Below are 17,626 nucleotides of genomic sequence, written 5' to 3'. Positions count from 1 at the left end.
GCCGGTCCTGGCGCGGCATCCGGCGGCGCGTCCGGCGCGGCTCGCCGCCCGCGCGGCCCGTCGGCGCCGCGGTCGGCGTCGCCGAAGCGGCCACGCGCGCCGGCGCCGCTCTGATCCCCGAACCGTCCGCGCGCGCCCGTGGGTTCACCGTCGTCGCCGAAGCGGCCGCGCGGACCGCCGAGCGCGCCGGTGTCGGTGTCACTGGCCCGGCGGCGCCGTCCGCCGCCACTCACGTCGCCGGTAAGCGAGCCGTCTGCGGCAGCGCCATGGCGTCCGCCGGCGTCACCCGGCAGACCGCCCGAGGCGGCACCGGTTATGTCACCGGTAGCGTGCCGACCCGCCGAACCGCCACCGGACCCGGGTGCGTCGTCGGGCGCGGCGCGCCGCCCTTCGGCGCCACCATCGCCCCGGAAGCGGCTGCGCGCGCCGCCACGGGGCGGGTCGACGGGAACGTTCGGCGCGTCGGCGCTCGGGCCACCACGGTCCGCGCCCGGGGGAACCGCACGGCCACCGAACGGCTGCCCGGCAACGCCCGGCGCCGCTGGGCCGCGGCCCGGCCGTCCGCGGCCACCGAGTCCGTCCGGACGCCCGGCCGGCCCCTCTTCGTGCACCGCACCGCCGGGACGACCGCCGGGCTCAGCCGGCGTATCCGGCGCAGCCCGGCGCCCGGTGCGAATCGGCCCGGTGTCGCGACCGGGCACGACCGGAGGCGCGATCACCGGCGGCATGCCACCGGTCGCCGGTCCACCCGGCCCACCGCGACCGGCCGGCGCGGCCCCGGCCGCGTTCCAGCCGCCGGTGGTGTCGCCGCGTTCGCCCTGTGGCGGCGCACCCGCGCCGCCCGCGAAGCGGCTCCTGGCCGCCCCGCCGCCCGAGGTCGGCGCCCCGGGCATCGAGGGTCGCCCAGGCTGCTCACGACGAGCCGCCCAGTCGGATGCCTGCCCGCCGGGCGGTTGGCCGCCGCGCGGCTCGTCCGGCTCGGGCGCCCGCCGCCGGCCGCCGCCGGCCGGGGGCTGCACCGCTCCGGTGCCGGCGTCGTCGGAGCCGGCGGCCCGGCGCCCCGGGGTCTCCCCCGTCGGCGCACCCGGCCGCCCACCGCGCCAACCACGCTCGGCGGCGGGCTCGCCCGCCACCTGCGGCGGCACCGGCGGCGCGTTGCCGGACATCGGCACGTTGGGCGCCTGATCCGGCGGCGCCGAGAACCGGCTGCGCGCCGAACCACCGCGACCACGCGGACCGGACACGGGCGCCGCCGGCATGCCGCCGGTCGCCTCGCGCGCACCCCACTGCCCGGTGTCCTGGCCGGCCGGACCGCCGGTCCGACCGACCTGCCCGGTCTCGGGCCCTACCGGCCCACCAGCGGGCCTCGCATCGGGACCGTGCGCGGGACCCGGACGCCCAGCGGCGCCACCCTCGGGCCCGCGCGGCCGACCCGGCCGACCGGCCGGACCGAACTGCCCACCGTCACCACCGGCCGGCCCACCGGGCCGGCCTCCAGCGCCGAACTGCCCAGCTTCCGGACCCGCGGCCCCACCGGCGCGACCACCGGCACGAAGCCGCCCGGTGTCCGGACCCGCCGGCCCACCAGGCCGACCACCGGGCGGAAACGGCCCGGCCTCCGGCGCCGGAGGCGCCCCAGGCCGGCCGCCCGGGCCGAACTGCGAGGCATCGCGCCCGCCCGGTCGCCCGGCCGGGCCGACCGCACCAGGCGGCTCCTGCCCCCGCGGCCCACCAGCCCGCCCAGCCGGACCCACCGCACCAGGCGGCTCCTGCCCCCGCGGCCCACCAGCCCGCCCAGCCGGACCCACCGCACCAGGCGACTCCTGCCCCCGCGGCCCACCAGCCCGCCCAGCCGGACCCACCGCACCAGGCGACTCCTGCCCCCGCGGCCCACCAGCCCGCCCAGCCGGACCCACCGCACCAGGCGACTCCTGCCCCCGCGGCCCACCAGCCCGCCCAGCCGGACCCACCGCACCAGGCGGCTCCTGCCCCCGCGGCCCACCAGCCCGCCCCGCCGGGCCATGCGGCCCGGCTTCAGCGCCCGCCGGCCGACCGCCAGGCCCGAACTGCCCCGTGCCGTCCTCGGGCCGCGAACCCGCGGACCCACGCGGCGGCCGACCCACCGGCGGCGGCGCACCAGCGCCCCGCGCCCCGTTCCCGGGCCCGCCAGGCCCACCTGCGGGCGCACCACCGAAACGCTGCTGCTCGTCCACCGACGGCGGACCACCGGCCGGTCCGCGGCCACCGTCACCGCCGGGTCGGCCACGACCGCCGCCCCCGGGCGGCGGAGCCCCCCGGCCAGGCCCGTCAGCGCCGGGCGGCCCGTCGACAGGCCGCCCACCAGGGGGGCCGGGCGCCACGGGCGGCGGCGCGCCCGCCTCACCTCCGGGACCGATGTCGGCCCGCTCTTCCTTGGCCGTACGCAGGTCAGCAAGCCAGCCGAGGTCCTCGCCGCTCGTGGCGTCGGCCTCGTCGCCGTCGTCGCGACCCCGGCCCCATCGCCGGCCCCGCGCCGGCGGATCGCGCCGATCGTCGCTCACGCACTCACCTCACTGGTCGTCGCGCCGGGGGACGGCGCGATTCCTGGCCACATTCCTCGCCAATGGGACATCGGCGGTGTGGATGCTTCGAGATCGCGACAACCATGCCCGCAATCCCGGTTCACCCAACCTCGCCTTCCTCGTCGCGGACAACCCCATCGCGGACAGCCCCATCGCGTCCGGTCGCAACAGCGTCACCCACCGGCCGCTCGTCCGCGACCCCTGTGTGGCCAGAACGCGCCTTCGCCCGCCCAACCGAATCCGCACCATCCGCACCGCCGCCGGCGGCCGCCGGCGAGCCAGAAGCAGAATTGGCGGCGGCAGCCTCGCTCCGCCTGCTCCGTTCGCCGCGGACGATCCGCCGGATGGTCGGCAGCCGCATCCCGATGGCGCGCTCGTCGCCGTGATCGCCCGGCTGGTAGTAGTCGACCCCGACCAGCCCGTCCGGCGGGTACTGCTGGGTGACCACCCCACGCGGGTCGTCGTGCGGATATCGGTAGCCCTTGCCGTGCCCGAGCCCCTTGGCACCCTGGTAGTGCGCGTCCCGCAGGTGCCGGGGCACACCACCGCCCTTGCCGGCGCGTACGTCCGTCAGGGCCGCCGAGATCGCGGTCGTCGCGCTGTTGGACTTCGGGGCGGTGGCCATGTGGATCACGGCCTGGGCGAGGTTGAGCTGCACCTCGGGCAGCCCCACGTATTCCACGGCGTGCGCCGTCGCGGTCGCCACCGAGAGCGCCGTCGGGTCGGCCATGCCGATGTCCTCGCTGGCGAAGATCACAATGCGCCGGGCGATGAACCGCGCGTCCTCGCCGGCGACCAGCATCCGGGCCAGGTAGTGCAACGACGCGTCCACATCGGAGCCCCGCATGCTCTTGATGAAGGCGCTGATCACGTCGTAGTGCTCGTCGCCGTCCCGGTCGTAGCGCACCGCCGCGACGTCGACGGCCTGCTCGGCGGTCTCGAGGTCGATCTCGCTCGCGCCGCGGGCCAGCGCCGACCCCGCGGCCGCCTCGAGCGCGGTCAGCGCCTTGCGGACGTCACCTGACGCGAGGCGTACCAGATGGTCCTCTGCCTCTGAACTGAGCGTGACCTGCCCGCCGAGCCCGCGCTCGTCGGTGACCGCGCGCCGGACCAGGCCACGCACGGCCGCCTCGTCGAGCGGCTGCAGGGTCAACAGCACACAGCGGGACAGAAGCGGCGAAATCACCGAGAAGTACGGGTTTTCGGTGGTCGCCGCCAGCAGCGTCACAGTGCGGTCCTCGACGGCCGCGAGCAGCGAATCCTGTTGGGTCTTGGAGAAGCGGTGCACCTCGTCGATGAACAGCACCGTCGGCGGCCCACCGGCCCGCCGCTGCCGCCGGGCGGTCTCGATCACGGCGCGGACGTCCTTGACGCCGGCGTTGAGGGCCGACATCGCCACGAACCGGCGGTCACTCGCCTGGGCGACAAGGTGCGCGATCGTGGTCTTCCCGGTGCCCGGCGGCCCCCACAGGATCACCGAAAGCGGCGTCGCGCTGGTCACCAGCTGGCGCAGCGGCGCGCCGGGCGCCAGCAGGTGGTCCTGGCCGACCAGCTCGTCGATCGTCCGGGGCCGCATCCGCACCGGCAGCGGCGCGTCCTCACCCGGCGCCGCGAAGCCGTCGGTGCCGGCGGCGTGCTGGGGTGCGGTGCGCACCCCGCCACCGTCGGCGACCGAGAAAAGGGCGTCGGGCTCCATCAGGAAGACACTACCGGCCGGGTGACAGGTGCCGGAAATGCGAAGGTACGGCCGCGCGAAAGGCCCGCCGAAGCGGGCCTTTCGTGGTCAGCCGGACGGGCGTCAGCCGCGCCCCGGGCGGCGGCCGTAGAAGCGGCGACCGGCGCCGGTGCCGTTGCGCGGGCCGCTGCCGATGCCGGCCAGGTAGAGCGAGAGCAGCAACAGGCCGGCCAGCAGCATGGTGATCGGGTGGAACAGGTCCGGCGCGCCCAGGTTCGTGTCGAAGAGGTCGAGCAGCAGGGCGAAACCGAAGACGATGGCCGCAGCGATGGCGAGCATCTCTATCCTCCTGAAAGGGTTCCGCCCGAGGGGTTCGAGCGGGGTGGCCGGCTCAATACCCAATCGGGTCAGCGGGCAATCTCCACGATCGATCGGTTAACTTGCCGGCATGGCTGAACCCCTCGTCGGCCGGGACGCCGTGGTGGCGGCGACGGGCGCCCACCCCTACGCCCGCCTCACCACGGGCGAGGACACCGACATCACCGGCGTACGCGACGGGTCCACTGTGGTCTGGATCACCCGAGCGGGTACGACCGTCTGCGCGCTCGGTGACGGCGCGGTGGCCGCCGCGGCCGCGCGCCGGGTGACCGACGCCCGTTGGTGGCACCTGCCCCGCCTGTCCCGGGCGCCGCTGCCGGTCGCGCCGCGGGTGCGCGACGAGTGGGACTTCCGGTGGACGTCGTCGCCTCCCCCGACGCGGCCGGGCGAGGATCGCGCCACGCCGGTCGACGACGACGCCGGCATCTCGGCGCTGCTGGAGGTCGCCTTCCCGAGCACGACGACCCGCCCCGGCGACGCCCGGGTACGCGCCTGGTGGGCGATCCGCGACGGTTCCGACGTGGTCGCCTGCGCGGCCGACCGCAGCCGGGGCGGCGTCGGGTTCCTTTCCGCGATCGCGGTGCACCCGAGGGCCCGTGGGCTCGGCCTCGGCGCCGCACTGACGGCGGCGTTGACCCGGCAACTGCTGGCCGAGTTCGGCATCGCGGCGCTCGGCGTCATGAGCGACAACACCGTCGCCAACGGGATGTACGCGGCCCTCGGCTACACCGCCTCCATTCCCCGGACCACGATCGGACTGCCGTAGCCGACCTCGTCCACGATGGACGCGGGGTGGGGCGCTCAGGTCCGCGAGCCTGCCGCGAGCACGTCCGCGACCGGGCGGATCCTTGTCTTCAGGACCTCGCGGGCGCGGGTGGAGTCGAGGATGACGGTCGCGGGGCGGAGCAGTCCCGACTCGGCGATCGTCGCGCTGCGCAGGGCGCCGGGGTCGAGACCGTGGGCCCGGGCGACGATCTCGCCAAGTTCGACCCGGTTCATCGGCTCCGGCCCGCCGATGTTGAGCACGCCCGCGTAGTCGTCCTCCGCCAGTTCCAGCACCGCGGCCGCCAGGTCGTCGTGCGCCACCGGCGTGCGGATCTCGTCGCGGAACAGCCGCACGCTCGACCCCGGCGCCAGCGCCTCCAGGCAGAGCGCCACCTGTTTCGACCGAGCGTCGGGACCGATGATCAGCGAGCAGCGCACGACCGCCGCCGCGGGCGCGACCAGTGCCACCGCGGTCTCGGCAGCCGCCTTGGCCGCGCCGTAGGCGTAGACGGGCGTCGGATCCGCGTCCTCCCCGTAGGGCTCCGGCCGTCCACCGTGGACGGCGTCGCTGGACACGTGCACGAGCCGCGCCCCGACCCGGGCGGCCGCGGCCGCCACGTGCGCGGCGCCGGTCGCGGTGACCGCCCAGTCGGCGTGCGCGTAGGCCGCGTTGACCACCGTGCGCGGCCGCACCTCGTCGACCAGCCGCTCGACCGCGGCCCGGTCACGCAGGTCGACCCGGTGCCATCGGGCGCCCGGCACATCGCCGGGCGCGCGATGGTAGGTCGCCACGACCGTCTGTCCCGCCGCCAGCGCCTGCCGGCACGTTTCACCGCCGAGGTAGCCGCTGCCGCCGAAGACGAGCAGCGTCAAGGCGTGTGCTCCACCGGCGCCGCCACACCGGCCGTGCCGACGTGCGCCGCCGGTGACGGCTTCGGCTTGGCGTCGATCCCGGCCTCCTGCCGCTGCTGCCCCGTGATCGGCGTCGGCGCACCGGTCAGCGGGTCGTAGCCACCGCGCGTCTTGGGGAACGCGATGACCTCGCGGATCGAGTCGGCGCCGGCGAGCAGCATGCAGACCCGGTCCCAGCCCAGCGCGATGCCGCCGTGCGGGGGCGGGCCGTATTTGAACGCCTCCAGCAGGAAGCCGAACTTGTCGGCCGCCTCCTCGTCGCTGATGCCGAGCAGCGTGAACACGCGGCGCTGCACGTCGGCCCGGTGGATACGGACGGAGCCGCCGCCGATCTCGTTGCCGTTGCAGACGATGTCGTAGGCGTAGGCCAGCGCCCGGTCCGGCGCCTCCTCGAAGCTGTCCATCCACTCGGCGTTGGGCGAGGTGAACGGGTGGTGGACGGCCGTCCAGCCGCCCTCGTCGTCCTTCTCGAACATCGGCGCGTCGGTGACCCAGCAGAACGCCCACGCGTCGGGGTCAGCCAGGCCGGCCCGCCGCGCGATCTCGACACGCGCGGCGCCGAGCAGCTCCTGCGCCTCGCGCCGCTCGTTGGCCGCCGCGAAGAAGATGGCATCGCCGGGCTTGGCGCCGACCGCGTCGGCGAGCCCGTCGAGGTGGGCCTCGCTCAGGTTCTTGGCGACCGGGCCGCGGGCCTCGCCCGTCTCGGCGTCGAGCACCACGTAGGCCAGGCCGCGGGCGCCGCGCGCCTTGGCCCAATCCTGCCAGCCGTCGAGCTCCTTGCGGCTCTGGGCGGCGCCGCCGGGCATCACGACCGCGCCGACGTAGCCACCGGCCGCGATCGCGCCCGCGAACACCCGGAACTCGGTGCCCCGCAGGTAGTCGGTCAGCTCGGTCAGCTCGACCCCGTAGCGCAGGTCGGGCTTGTCGGAGCCGTAGCGCGCCATCGCGTCGTGCCAGGTGATCCGCGGGATCGGCCGCTCGATGCGGTGACCGGCCAGCTCCTCCCACAGCGCGGAGACGATCTCCTCGCCGAGGTCGATCACGTCGTCCTGGGTGATGAACGACATCTCGATGTCGAGCTGCGTGAACTCGGGCTGCCGGTCGGCGCGGAAGTCCTCGTCGCGGTAGCAGCGAGCGATCTGGTAGTAGCGCTCCATGCCCGCCACCATCAGCAGTTGCTTGAACAGCTGCGGCGACTGCGGCAGCGCGTACCAACTGCCGGGTTGCAACCGCACCGGAACCAGGAAGTCGCGGGCGCCCTCGGGCGTCGACCGGGTCAGGGTCGGCGTCTCGATCTCGTTGAAGTCGCGCGCGTGCAGCACCCGACGGGCGATCTGGTTGGCCTTGCTGCGCAGCTTGAGCGCGTTGGACGGCCCGCTGCGGCGCAGGTCGAGGTAGCGGTGGCGCAGGCGGATGTCGTCACCCGCGTCGATGTTGTCGTCGACCGGCAGCGGCAGCGGCGCGGCCTCGGACAACACCTCGAGCGCGGTCGCGTTGACCTCGATCTCGCCGGTCGGCAGCTCCGGGTTCTCGTTGCCGGCGGGCCGCGGCGCGACCTGGCCCTCGACCTTGACGCAGTATTCGTTGCGGAGGTGGTGGGCGTCTTCCTCACGGAACACCACCTGCACCAGGCCCGAGCCGTCGCGGAGGTCGACGAAGATGACGCCACCATGATCACGGCGGCGGGCCACCCAACCGGCCAGGGTCACCGCGCTGCCGGCGTCCGTGGCACGCAGGCTTCCGGCATCATGGGTACGGATCACGGCGGTCGCTCTCCTCGACGATGGGGTACGGCGTTGCGTGCTCGATTCTCGCAGGGCTGGTTCGCCGCGGAAGCCCGCACCCCCGGCCTGTGGATAAGGTTTGGTGTCTCGAGTTATCCACAGGCCGCATATTTTCGTCGTACATGAGTTCTAAGGTTTGCGCGTGTCCGTCGAACGCTGGTCTCCCGACAAGGTGCTCTCGCTCGCGCCCGACCAGGGCGCGGCCAAGAGCGCTCGCGGCCTGATCACCGCCGCGCACTGGGCGGGACAGGGCCGGTTCGACGACATGTTGTGGGGCTTGTGCCGGGGGTCCGGTTCGCGGCCCTACCAGGTGAGCGTCGACCTGACCGGCCCCGCCTACCGGTGCACCTGCCCGAGCCGCAAGATCCCCTGCAAACACACCCTCGGGTTGCTGCTGCGCTGGGCCAACGGCGGTGTTCCCGACGATCCCGAGGCACCCGACTGGGCGACCGAGTGGCAGGCCGACCGGGCGGCGCGGGCCACGCGGCCGGCACGCTCGCCGCGGGCGCCGGGCGAAGGTCTGGCCGACCCCGCCGCCGCGGCGCGCCGCGTCCAGCAGCGGGCTGAGCGGGTCGAGGCGGGTCTGACCGAGCTCGACCGCTGGCTGGCCGACCAGATCGAGCAGGGGCTGGCCGCCACCGAGCAGTCGGGTTACCGCCCGTTCCAGACCATGGCCGCCCGCCTGGTCGACGCGCAGGCCCCGGGCATCGCCGGGGCGGTCCGCCGGCTCGGTTGGGTGGTCGGCGTCGGCGCCAACTGGGCCGACCGGCTGCTGGGCGAGTTCGCGCTGCTCAGGCTGTTGATCGTCGCGCACGGCCGGCTCCCGTCGCTGCCGCCGGGCCTCGCGGCGACCGTCCGCACCCGCGTCGGCTACCCGGTCGCAACCGACGACGTGCTGGCCGAGCCCGAGGTGCGCGACCACTGGGAGGTGCTGGGCCGGTTCGACGCGGCCGACGACCGACTGACCAGCCGCCGCACGTGGCTACGCGGCCGGCAGACGGGTCAGTTCGCGCTGGTCCTGGCGTTCGCGCCGACCGGCGGCACGCTGCCCGCCGACCTCGAGCCCGGCACGGTGGTCGACGCCGGCCTCTGCTTCTATCCCGCTGCCGTTCCACGGCGGGCGTTGGTCAAGGCGCGCTACGGCCCGCCCGAGCCGGCCCTGGCGCCCGTCGGAGCGGTTCCCGTGCGGGCCGCGGTGGCCGACCATGCCCGCGCGGTGGCGGCCGAGCCCTGGCGCGAGTCGACCCCGATGCTGCTCGCCGACGTGGTCCCGACCGACGAGGGCCGCCTGGTCGATCCGGCCGGTGACGCGGTGGCCCTGCATCCCGACGACGAGCGACCGTTCTGGCTGATCGCCGCCGCCGGAGCCCGGCCGGTGGTGGTGGCCGGCGAATACGGGCACGGCGGCTTCCGGCCGCTCGCCGCCTGGCCGCAGGGGCGGCATGTGCCCGCGCTGCCCGGTGAGCCGCGGGTCGCGCCGGGCGGGCCGCCCGAGCTGCCGTCCGACCTGCTGTCGGCGGCGCTGGTGGGCACGGCCCGCCGCCCGTGGTCGGCGGAGCGCATCGACGTCGGCGGCGGCCATCGGCTGGCCCTCTCCGTGCCCCGCGGCCTGCACTCTCCGGTGCCGTTCGGCGGCGGCGACGAGCCCGCCGGCGTAGCGCCGCCCGCCACGGATCTGGTGCCCGACGATGCCGATCGTTCCTGGGTCGGCTCGGGCGGTTCGGCGCGCGCCCTGCTGGAGGCGTCCGCGGTGGCGCTGACCTACCGGCGGGCCGGCGAGACACCGTTGGCGGGCCGCCCGACGATCGCGCCCGCACCCGACGAGGCGCGACCGATCGTCCCGCCGGCCGCAGCCGAGCGGCTCGACGTCCTGCTCACCGACGGCGCGACGGGCTGGGGCGGTCCGGCGCAACGGGCGGTGCTCGGGCAGTGGCTGCTGGAGGCCGGCAGGCGCCAGCTGCTCGTGCCGCCGGAGACGCTGCCGCTGCTGCTCGATCTCGGCCGGCGCGACACGGCGCTGCGGCCCGCGCTCGGTGTCGTCGCCGGGCGGCGCGGGCCGTGGCTCGCCCAGCGGCAGAGCGAGTGGCGCTACTTCCGTGACGTGGGGGGCGAAGCGGAGACCGCCGACCCGCAGGACTGGTTGACCGGCACGCCCGGCGAACGGCTGGCCTACCTGGTGGCGCTGCGCGCGACCGACCCGGCCAAGGGCCTCGACCTGCTGGCCGAGACCTTCGACGCCGAACCGCCGCACGACCGCGTGCTGCTGCTCGGCGCGCTCGAGACCGGTCTGGACCGCCGCGACGAGGCGCTGATCGAGCACGCGCTCGACGACCGGCGCCGCGAGATCCGTCAGGTGGCCGCGGAGCTGCTGCGCAAGCTGCCCGGTTCCGCCCTCGGGGAGCGGATGGCGGCGCGCACGGCGGCCAGCGTCCACTTCGCCGACGGCTCGCTCACCGTCACCGCGCCGACCACCATCGACGGCCCGATGCTCCGCGACGACGTCGACCCGTCACCGCCGCGCGGCGTCGGCCTCGGCGCCTGGCTGCTGGAAGAGGTCGTCTCGGCGACGCCGCTGTCGTTCTGGTCCACATTGACCGGTCGTGGCCCGCGCGAGGTGCTGGCCCTGCCGGTCGCCGACGGCTGGCAGCCGGTCCTGTTGCGGGGGCTCGCCCGAGCCACGGCGGCCCAGCGCGATGCCGGCTGGGCGGCCGCGCTGCTCGACCTCGCCGACACGGCGCCCCCGTCGCCCAACGGCGACGGCCTGGGCGACCGGCTGACCTGGCCGCTGCTCGAGGTGCTCCCGGCCGCCGACCGCGGGCGGCGGGTCGCCGCGGCCCTGCGGCGCGACACCGCCGCCGGCATCCGGCTGCTGCACTTCTGCGCCGACGACTGGTCCGACGAGCTCGCGTCGGCCGCGCTGCGGGCCATGGCCGTGCTGGCGCCCGACAACGCCTGGCAGCTGTCCGAGCTGTGCCGGCTGGCGATGCCGGCCATGCCCACCTCGTTCGTCGGCCGGGTCGAGGCGCTCGTCCGCTCGCTGGACGGTCTGCCCGAAGGCCGCCGTTCCGCCCGCTACCTCGCCCAGCTCGCCGCCGTGCTCGGCTTCCGCAACGACATGATCGAGGAGTTCGCATGACCGCCCTGCGTCCGCACGCGGAACAGTTCTACGCCGAAGAGCTGGCCGCGCTGGCCGCCGACGACGACCGCTCGCGCCCGCCGGGCTGGCGGTTGTCGCCGCAGGCGGTGGTCACCTACCTGCTGGGCGACGGCGGCAAGATCACACCGAAATACGTCGGCTCGCGCCGCTTGATGGAGGTGGCCGTGGCCACCCTCGCCACCGACCGGGCGCTGCTCCTGCTCGGCGTGCCCGGCACGGCCAAGACCTGGGTCTCCGAGCATCTGGCGGCAGCGATCTCGGGCGACTCCACATTGCTCGTCCAAGGCACCGCCGGCACGCCCGAAGAGGCGATCCGCTACGGCTGGAACTACGCGCGCCTCCTGTCCGAAGGCCCGTCCGAGGCCGCCCTGGTGCCGAGCCCGGTGCTGCGCGCGATGGAGGGCGGCACGATCGCCCGGGTCGAGGAGCTGACCCGGGTGCCCTCCGACGTCCAGGACGCCCTGATCACCATCCTGTCCGAGAAGACCCTGCCGATCCCGGAGCTCAACACCGAGGTCCAGGCCCAACGCGGCTTCAACGTGATCGCCACCGCCAACGACCGCGACCGCGGGGTCAACGAGCTGTCGAGCGCGCTCCGGCGACGGTTCAACACCGTCGTCCTGCCGGTCCCGGCCACCGTCGACGAGGAGATCGACATCGTCACCCGGCGGGTGGCCCAACTCGGGCGTTCCCTCGACCTGCCGGAGACGACGACGGCGCTCGACGAGATCCGCCGGGTCGTCACGGTGTTCCGCGAGCTACGCGACGGGCAGACCGACGACGGCCGCACCAAGCTCAAGTCGCCGACCGGCACGATGTCGACCGCCGAGGCCATCTCGGTGGTCACCAACGGCATCGCGCTGGCCGCCCACTTCGGCGACGGCGTGCTGCGCGCCGGCGACGTCGCCTCGGGCATCGTCGGCGCCGTCGTCAAGGACCCGGTCTCCGACCGCGTCGTGTGGCGCGAATACCTGGAGACCGTCGTCCGCGAACGCCCCGGCTGGGCCGACTTCTACCGAGCCGCCCGCGATGCCTGAGCGCTACTACGGCATCCGCCACCACGGGCCAGGCTCGGCCCGTGCGGTCGTACGCGCCCTCGAAGAACAACGACCCGACATCCTGCTCGTCGAGGGCCCGCCCGAGGCCGACGACCTGATCCAGTGGGTCGCCGACGACCGCCTGCGCCCACCGGTCGCCCTCCTCGGCTACGCGGCCGACAACCCCCGCCGCGCGGCCTTCTGGCCGTTCGCCGTCTTCTCGCCGGAATGGCAGGCGATCCGATGGGCGGTCACCAACGGCGTCCCGGTCCGCTTCTTCGACCTGCCCTTCGCCCACCGCCTCACCACCCCGCGCCCGAAAGCCGCCCGGCCCGAGCCCGATCCCGACGACCAGGCAACTGACGAGCCGCCGTCGAACGGCGAACCAGCTGACTCCACATCGGACACGCCGGGTGGGCCGGTTGCGGGCGCGGCGATCGCGAACGCGGCTGACACGGATGCGGGCGGCGGTCCCGGAGAGGGTGCGGTGGGCGACTCTGACGAGTCGGAAGAGGACGACGGGCCCATGCCGGGACCGCCGGCGCCGGAGCTGCGGCCGGTGGATCCCATCGGTGAGTTGGCGGCGGCCGCGGGCTATGACGACCCGGAGCGCTGGTGGGAGGACGTCGTCGAGCACCGGCAGGCGCCGGCGTTCGAGGCGATCGAAGAGGCCATGACCGCGGTCCGGTCCGGTGCGCTGGAGGACCCGTACGACCTCGTGCGCGAGGCGCACATGCGGACCGTGCTGCGCCAGGTGCGCAAGGAGCACGACCAGATCGCGGTGGTCTGCGGCGCGTGGCACGTGCCGGCGTTGAGCGCCAAGGTCACCGCCGCCCACGACGCGGCGTTGCTCAAGGGGGGCCGGCGGCGCGGGAAGGTGCGGTTCACCTGGGTGCCGTGGACCTATGGGCGGCTGGCGTCGTGGCAGGGCTACGGAGCGGGGGTCGACTCGCCGGGGTGGTACCACCACCTGTTCACGACCAGCGACGAGGTGGTGCCCCGCTGGCTCGTCGGCGCCGCCGGGGTGCTCCGCGAGGAGGGTGTCGACACGTCGCCGGCCCACGTGATCGAGGCGACGCGGCTCGCGGAGGCGCTGGCCACGATGCGCGGCCGGCCGCTCGCCGGGCTGGCCGAGGTCACCGACGCCGCCGGCGCCGTGCTCTGCGAGGGCGACGACCTGCGGCTCCAGCTGATCGGCCGCCGGCTGGTCGTCGGCGAACGGCTGGGCGAGGTGCCGGAGGGCGTACCCACCGTGCCGCTCGCCCGCGACCTCGAAGCCCGCCAGCGCGCCGCGCGCCTGAAGCCGTCGGCCCTCGATCGGGCGCTCGACCTCGACCTGCGCAAGGACACCGACCTCGCCCGCAGCCACCTGCTGCACCAGCTTCGCTGCCTCGACGTGCCGTGGGGCGAGCCGGAAGAGCGGCGCGGCAGCACCGGTACGTTCCGCGAGGAGTGGGCCCTGCGCTGGCAGCCCGAGTTCTCGATCCGGCTGGTGGAGGCGAGCGGCTACGGCACGACCGTGGTCGGCGCGGCGACCGCCCAGGTCACCACCGCGGCCGCGAAGGCGACCACCCTGGCCGAGGTCACGGCGTTGCTGGAGACCTGCCTGCTCGCCGACCTGCCCGGGGCGCGGCCCGCGGTGCTCCGCGCCCTCGACGCCCGCGCCGCCGAAGACGCCGACGTGACCCACCTGATGGCCGCGATCCCCGCGCTGGCCCGCACGGTCCGCTACGGCGACGTACGCCGCTCCGACGTCGCGTCCGTGGCCGCGGTCGTCCGTGGCCTGCTGGCCCGCATCTACGCCGCGCTGCCGCCGGCCGCATCGAGCCTGTCGGACGAGGCGGCGGCCGAGCTACGCGACCGGATCGACGCGGTGCACTCGGCGGTGTCCCTGCTCGGCGACGAAGCCGAACGCACCCGGTGGCTCGACACCCTCACCGCCATGACCACCCGCGACGACCTGCACGGCCTGCTCGCGGGCCGGCTCACCCGGCTCCTCCACGACGCCGGCCGACTGTCCACGAAGGACGCGGGCCTGCGCCTGAGCCGCGCGCTGACCGCCGGCGTGCCCGCCGCCACCGGCGCCGCCTGGGTCGAGGGCTTCCTGGCCGGCGGCGGCCTGCTCCTGATGCACGACGACGACCTGCTCGCCCTCGTCGACGAGTGGCTGGCCGCCATCCCGGCGGACGCCTTCGCCGAGGTGCTCCCCCTGCTCCGCCGCACCTTCGGCACCTTCGCAACCGGCGAACGCCGCGGCATCGGCGAACGCGTAGCCGGCGGCGGCGCCAACGCCCGCACCACCACCGCGGTCCTCGACCACGACACGGCAGCACTCGCCCTACCCACGCTGAGCACTCTCTTGGGCAGGAGGATCGAATGACGACGCTGGTGCGCCACGACCGGAGCCGCGACCGTCGCGCGCGCGGATGCCGCGAGGCGCCCGCTCACGGGGCGCCGCTTCGCCGCCCACCGCGGACGGGAAAGGCCATGAACGCAGCGCATCCGGTGTCCGCGACGCCACGCGCCGCGGGCAAGAAGGCGATGAACGCCGCGCGCCCGGTGGCCGCGACGCCGCGACTCGCGGGGCGTCGCTGTGCCGGGCACAGCGAACAGGAGGCGGAGAGCGCGGCGCGCCCGGTGGCTGCGGTGCCGCGACTCGCGGGGCCACGTTGTGCCGGGCACAGCGAACAGGACGCGGTCAGCGCGGCGCGCACGGCGGCTGCGGCGCCGCGGTCCGTGGGGCGACGCCGCGGCGCACACGGTGGACGGGAGAGGCGATGAGCGCTGAGGAGGAACGGCGCCGGCGGTGGCGGTTGGCGCTCGGCGAACCCGCCGACGAGTCGCTCGGGCAACCCGGCGGGCGTGACGCCGCGATGGATGCGGCGATGGCTGCCCTCTACGACCGCGGCCCCAACGGCGAGGGCCAGGGCGAGGCCGAGGGCAAACGCCGCACCGGCGGGCTGGGCGCGTCCGCCCCGCGGGTGGCGCGCTGGCTGGGCGACATCCGCGAGTACTTCCCGCAGAGCGTTGTCCGGGTCATGCAGACCGACGCCATCGAGCGGCTCAACCTCACCCGGCTGCTGCTCGAACCCGAGATGCTGTCCGCCGTCGAGCCGGACGTGCACCTCGTCGGCACGTTGCTGTCGCTCAACTCGGTCATGCCCGACAAGACCCGCGACCTGGCTCGCCAGGTGGTCCGCAAGGTGGTCGACGACCTGGAGAAACGGATCGCGCAGAAGGCACGCGCGGCCGTCACCGGCGCGCTCAACCGGGCCAGCCGGATCGAGCGTCCCCGGCACGGCGACATCGACTGGAACCGCACGATTCACGCGAACCTGCGGCATTACCAGGCCGAATATCGCACCGTCGTGCCGGAGCGGCTGATCGGCTACGGCCGCCGCGGGAACGCCGTGCAGCGTGACGTGATCCTCTGTGTCGACCAGTCCGGGTCGATGGCCTCGTCGGTCGTCTACTCGGGAGTGTTCGCGTCGGTGCTGGCCTCACTGCGTACGCTGCGCACCTCGTTGGTCGTCTTCGACACCTCCGTGGTCGACCTGACCGACCACCTCAGCGACCCGGTCGAGGTGCTGTTCGGCACCCAACTCGGCGGGGGCACCGACATCAACCGGGCGATCGCCTACAGCCAGCGATTGGTCACGCGGCCCCGCGACACCATCTTCGTGCTGGTCAGCGACCTTTACGAAGGCGGCGTACGTGACGAGATGTTGCGCCGGGTCGCCGATCTGGTGGGGGCCGGCGTGCAGGTCGTGGCGCTGCTGGCGCTCTCCGACGACGGGGCGCCCAGCTACGACCACGACAACGCGGCCGCGCTCGGGGCGCTCGGCGTGCCGGCGTTCGCGTGCACTCCCGACGTTTTCCCGGATCTGATGGCCGCCGCGATCCAGCGGCACGACCTGCGGGCTTTCGCGGAACGGGAGGGGGCACAGCGGGCACACGGAACATGAACAGGCGTCGCGATCGATGCTAGGGTTTGCCCGCCCGACCGGCGCGCTCGGAATTGGGGGTCTGATGAGCGCCTTCGACGCGATACCGCAGCCCATGCCACCGGCGGAGCTCAAGGAGACCGTCGACGCTCTCCGGCACGCCGTGACCGCGGCGACGGCCACGGTCTCCACACCGGACGGCGCCGTCGAGGTCACCGCGGGTCCCGGCAACGCGATCGTCGGGCTGGGCTTCGGGCGGGCCGCCTACCGCTACAGCCCGGAGCGGCTCGGCGTGCTGGTGGTCGAGACGGTCCGGCAGGCCACGGTGGAGGCGATCGGCGCGGTCACCGAGACCGTCCGCAGCGTCGGCCGCGGCCGCACCGAGCTGCCCGGCATGCTCGGCGGCGAGCTGCCCGAGGTGCCGCGCCCGGCGCCGCCGAGACACGACGACCTGGGGGCCGACGGTCCGGTCGACGGCGAGGGGCAGCAGGCCGACGAGGTGCTGCGCCGCCTCAGCGACGAGTCGCGACGGCAGCTGGCCGGCTACGCGAAGCTGCGCGCCGCACTGGCCGAGCTGACGGCGACCGCCCGCTCCGCCGACGGCGGCGTGAAAGCGCAGGTCCGGGCCGGCGGGGAACTGCTGGCCGTGCACATCGGCGCCGACCAGTTCCGGCACGAGCCGGCAACCCTGGCCGGGATCGTGCACACGACCGTGATGACCGCGACCGCGCAGGCCGCCATGCTCATGGCCGACCGGGTGCAGCGGCTGACCGGCCCGCGCCTCGACATCCGCTCGCTGGTCGAGAGCTACGAGAACCCGCCGCCGAACCCCGACGACGAGCGGCGGAGCTGACCCCGGCGCAGGACGGCTTCCACGCCGACGTAGACGAGATCAAGACTTGCTGCGGCTCAGCCGATGAGCGCGGGCCCGAGCCGGACCGCATGGCCGCCCGCCGCGTCCGCACCCGACTGCCCACCCTCGCCGCGGTGGTCGCCTCGATCGCCATCGCGACCGCGATGTTCCTGGTCTTCATCATCGCGTTCGGGGCGGCCGAGATCTTCGAGCCGTGGGTCCTCGTCGTCGGCGCCCTGCTCGGCGTAACCGCCGGCGCGGGCTTCTTCGTCGTGTGGCGGCTCCGCGACCTGAAACGCCGCCGCCGATCGCGCTGACCGCACCGCAGACGAACGCACGCGGGAGCGGGCCCAGGAGTGCGGCTCACCGAGCCGCGGCCATGGCGGAGCGCGCGGCGACGGCGTGCGCGGCGCGACCACCAGCCGATCGACGCGACCACCGGCCGATCGACGCCGCCACCGGCCGATCGACGCCGCCACCGGCCGATCGACGCGACCACCAGCCGATCGACGCCGCCACCGGCCGATCGACGCGACCACCAGCCGATCGACGCCGCCACC

13 protein-coding genes are annotated in these 17,626 nt (G+C 75.1%); 8 read left to right on the top strand and 5 right to left on the bottom strand.

The features are described 5' to 3' along the window. Positions 1 to 684 precede the first annotated feature (684 nt). Positions 685 to 1,185 carry a hypothetical protein gene (locus tag O7635_RS21515; RefSeq protein ID WP_278082254.1) on the top strand — a complete coding sequence of 167 codons (501 nt, stop codon included), beginning with the start codon at positions 685 to 687 and terminating at the stop codon, positions 1,183 to 1,185. A 160-nt stretch (positions 1,186 to 1,345) separates the two neighbouring features. Here the strand turns inward: O7635_RS21515 and O7635_RS21510 are convergent, their stop codons facing one another. The 3 genes from O7635_RS21510 to O7635_RS21500 all read right to left on the bottom strand — a co-directional run bounded on the left by O7635_RS21510 (position 1,346) and on the right by O7635_RS21500 (position 4,575). Beyond that, positions 1,346 to 2,383, bottom strand: a complete 1,038-nt coding sequence (locus O7635_RS21510; RefSeq protein ID WP_278082253.1) for a hypothetical protein — start codon at positions 2,381 to 2,383, stop codon at positions 1,346 to 1,348. A 278-nt stretch (positions 2,384 to 2,661) separates the two neighbouring features. Beyond that, positions 2,662 to 4,257 (bottom strand): replication-associated recombination protein A, encoded by a 1,596-nt coding sequence (locus tag O7635_RS21505; RefSeq protein WP_278082252.1) that lies wholly within the window; start codon positions 4,255 to 4,257, stop codon positions 2,662 to 2,664. 102 nt (positions 4,258 to 4,359) lie between these two features. After that, positions 4,360 to 4,575, bottom strand: a complete 216-nt coding sequence (locus tag O7635_RS21500; RefSeq protein WP_278082251.1) for a hypothetical protein — start codon at positions 4,573 to 4,575, stop codon at positions 4,360 to 4,362. 109 nt (positions 4,576 to 4,684) lie between these two features. Between O7635_RS21500 and O7635_RS21495 the strand changes: the two genes are divergently transcribed. Then, positions 4,685 to 5,380, top strand: coding sequence for a GNAT family N-acetyltransferase (locus O7635_RS21495; RefSeq protein WP_278082250.1), 696 nt, complete (start codon positions 4,685 to 4,687; stop codon positions 5,378 to 5,380). Between the two features lie 35 nt (positions 5,381 to 5,415). Here the strand turns inward: O7635_RS21495 and O7635_RS21490 are convergent, their stop codons facing one another. Both O7635_RS21490 and aspS read right to left on the bottom strand, forming a co-directional pair. After that, positions 5,416 to 6,252, bottom strand: coding sequence for a sugar nucleotide-binding protein (locus O7635_RS21490; RefSeq protein WP_278082249.1), 837 nt, complete (start codon positions 6,250 to 6,252; stop codon positions 5,416 to 5,418). Beyond that, positions 6,249 to 8,054, bottom strand: coding sequence for an aspartate--tRNA ligase (aspS, locus tag O7635_RS21485; RefSeq protein ID WP_278082248.1), 1,806 nt, complete (start codon positions 8,052 to 8,054; stop codon positions 6,249 to 6,251). Before aspS ends, O7635_RS21490 begins: the two co-directional genes overlap by 4 nt. Before the next feature lie 163 nt (positions 8,055 to 8,217). On the opposite strand from aspS, the gene O7635_RS21480 reads away from it, so the two are divergent. The 6 genes from O7635_RS21480 to O7635_RS21455 all read left to right on the top strand — a co-directional run bounded on the left by O7635_RS21480 (position 8,218) and on the right by O7635_RS21455 (position 17,383). Beyond that, complete coding sequence (locus tag O7635_RS21480; protein WP_278082247.1) at positions 8,218 to 11,211, top strand: DUF5691 domain-containing protein; 2,994 nt, start codon at positions 8,218 to 8,220, stop codon at positions 11,209 to 11,211. Beyond that, positions 11,208 to 12,269 carry an AAA family ATPase gene (locus O7635_RS21475; RefSeq protein WP_278082246.1) on the top strand — a complete coding sequence of 354 codons (1,062 nt, stop codon included), beginning with the start codon at positions 11,208 to 11,210 and terminating at the stop codon, positions 12,267 to 12,269. Before O7635_RS21480 ends, O7635_RS21475 begins: the two co-directional genes overlap by 4 nt. Beyond that, a complete protein-coding gene (locus O7635_RS21470) occupies positions 12,262 to 14,649 on the top strand; it encodes a DUF5682 family protein (protein WP_278082245.1) in 2,388 nt (795 codons plus the stop codon). Before O7635_RS21475 ends, O7635_RS21470 begins: the two co-directional genes overlap by 8 nt. 397 nt (positions 14,650 to 15,046) lie before the next feature. Next, positions 15,047 to 16,234 carry a VWA domain-containing protein gene (locus tag O7635_RS21465; RefSeq protein WP_278082244.1) on the top strand — a complete coding sequence of 396 codons (1,188 nt, stop codon included), beginning with the start codon at positions 15,047 to 15,049 and terminating at the stop codon, positions 16,232 to 16,234. Between the two features lie 64 nt (positions 16,235 to 16,298). Beyond that, on the top strand, positions 16,299 to 17,066 hold the full coding sequence (locus tag O7635_RS21460; protein WP_278082243.1) for a YbaB/EbfC family nucleoid-associated protein: 768 nt from the start codon (positions 16,299 to 16,301) through the stop codon (positions 17,064 to 17,066). 89 nt (positions 17,067 to 17,155) lie between these two features. Then, entirely contained in the window at positions 17,156 to 17,383 is a 228-nt protein-coding gene (locus tag O7635_RS21455; protein WP_278082242.1) for a hypothetical protein, read from the top strand. Positions 17,384 to 17,626: the final 243 nt, after the last annotated feature.

Origin of the sequence: Asanoa sp. WMMD1127 (genome assembly GCF_029626225.1) — a bacterium.
In the GTDB taxonomy this organism is placed as follows: Bacteria; Actinomycetota; Actinomycetes; order Mycobacteriales; family Micromonosporaceae; genus Asanoa.
Note: the sequence above shows the minus strand (reverse complement) of the source record. Positions and strands in the feature narration are given on the sequence as shown.

Bases quoted from the DNA above. Each gene is read 5' to 3' on its own strand.
- O7635_RS21455 (WP_278082242.1), top strand. From the start codon at position 17,156: ATGGCCGCCCGCCGCGTCCGCACCCGACTGCCCACCCTCGCCGCGGTG.
- O7635_RS21475 (WP_278082246.1), top strand. From the start codon at position 11,208: ATGACCGCCCTGCGTCCGCACGCGGAACAGTTCTACGCCGAAGAGCTG.
- O7635_RS21500 (WP_278082251.1), bottom strand. From the start codon at position 4,575: ATGCTCGCCATCGCTGCGGCCATCGTCTTCGGTTTCGCCCTGCTGCTC.
- O7635_RS21495 (WP_278082250.1), top strand. From the start codon at position 4,685: ATGGCTGAACCCCTCGTCGGCCGGGACGCCGTGGTGGCGGCGACGGGC.
- O7635_RS21505 (WP_278082252.1), bottom strand. From the start codon at position 4,257: ATGGAGCCCGACGCCCTTTTCTCGGTCGCCGACGGTGGCGGGGTGCGC.
- O7635_RS21470 (WP_278082245.1), top strand. From the start codon at position 12,262: ATGCCTGAGCGCTACTACGGCATCCGCCACCACGGGCCAGGCTCGGCC.
- O7635_RS21465 (WP_278082244.1), top strand. From the start codon at position 15,047: ATGAGCGCTGAGGAGGAACGGCGCCGGCGGTGGCGGTTGGCGCTCGGC.
- O7635_RS21460 (WP_278082243.1), top strand. From the start codon at position 16,299: ATGAGCGCCTTCGACGCGATACCGCAGCCCATGCCACCGGCGGAGCTC.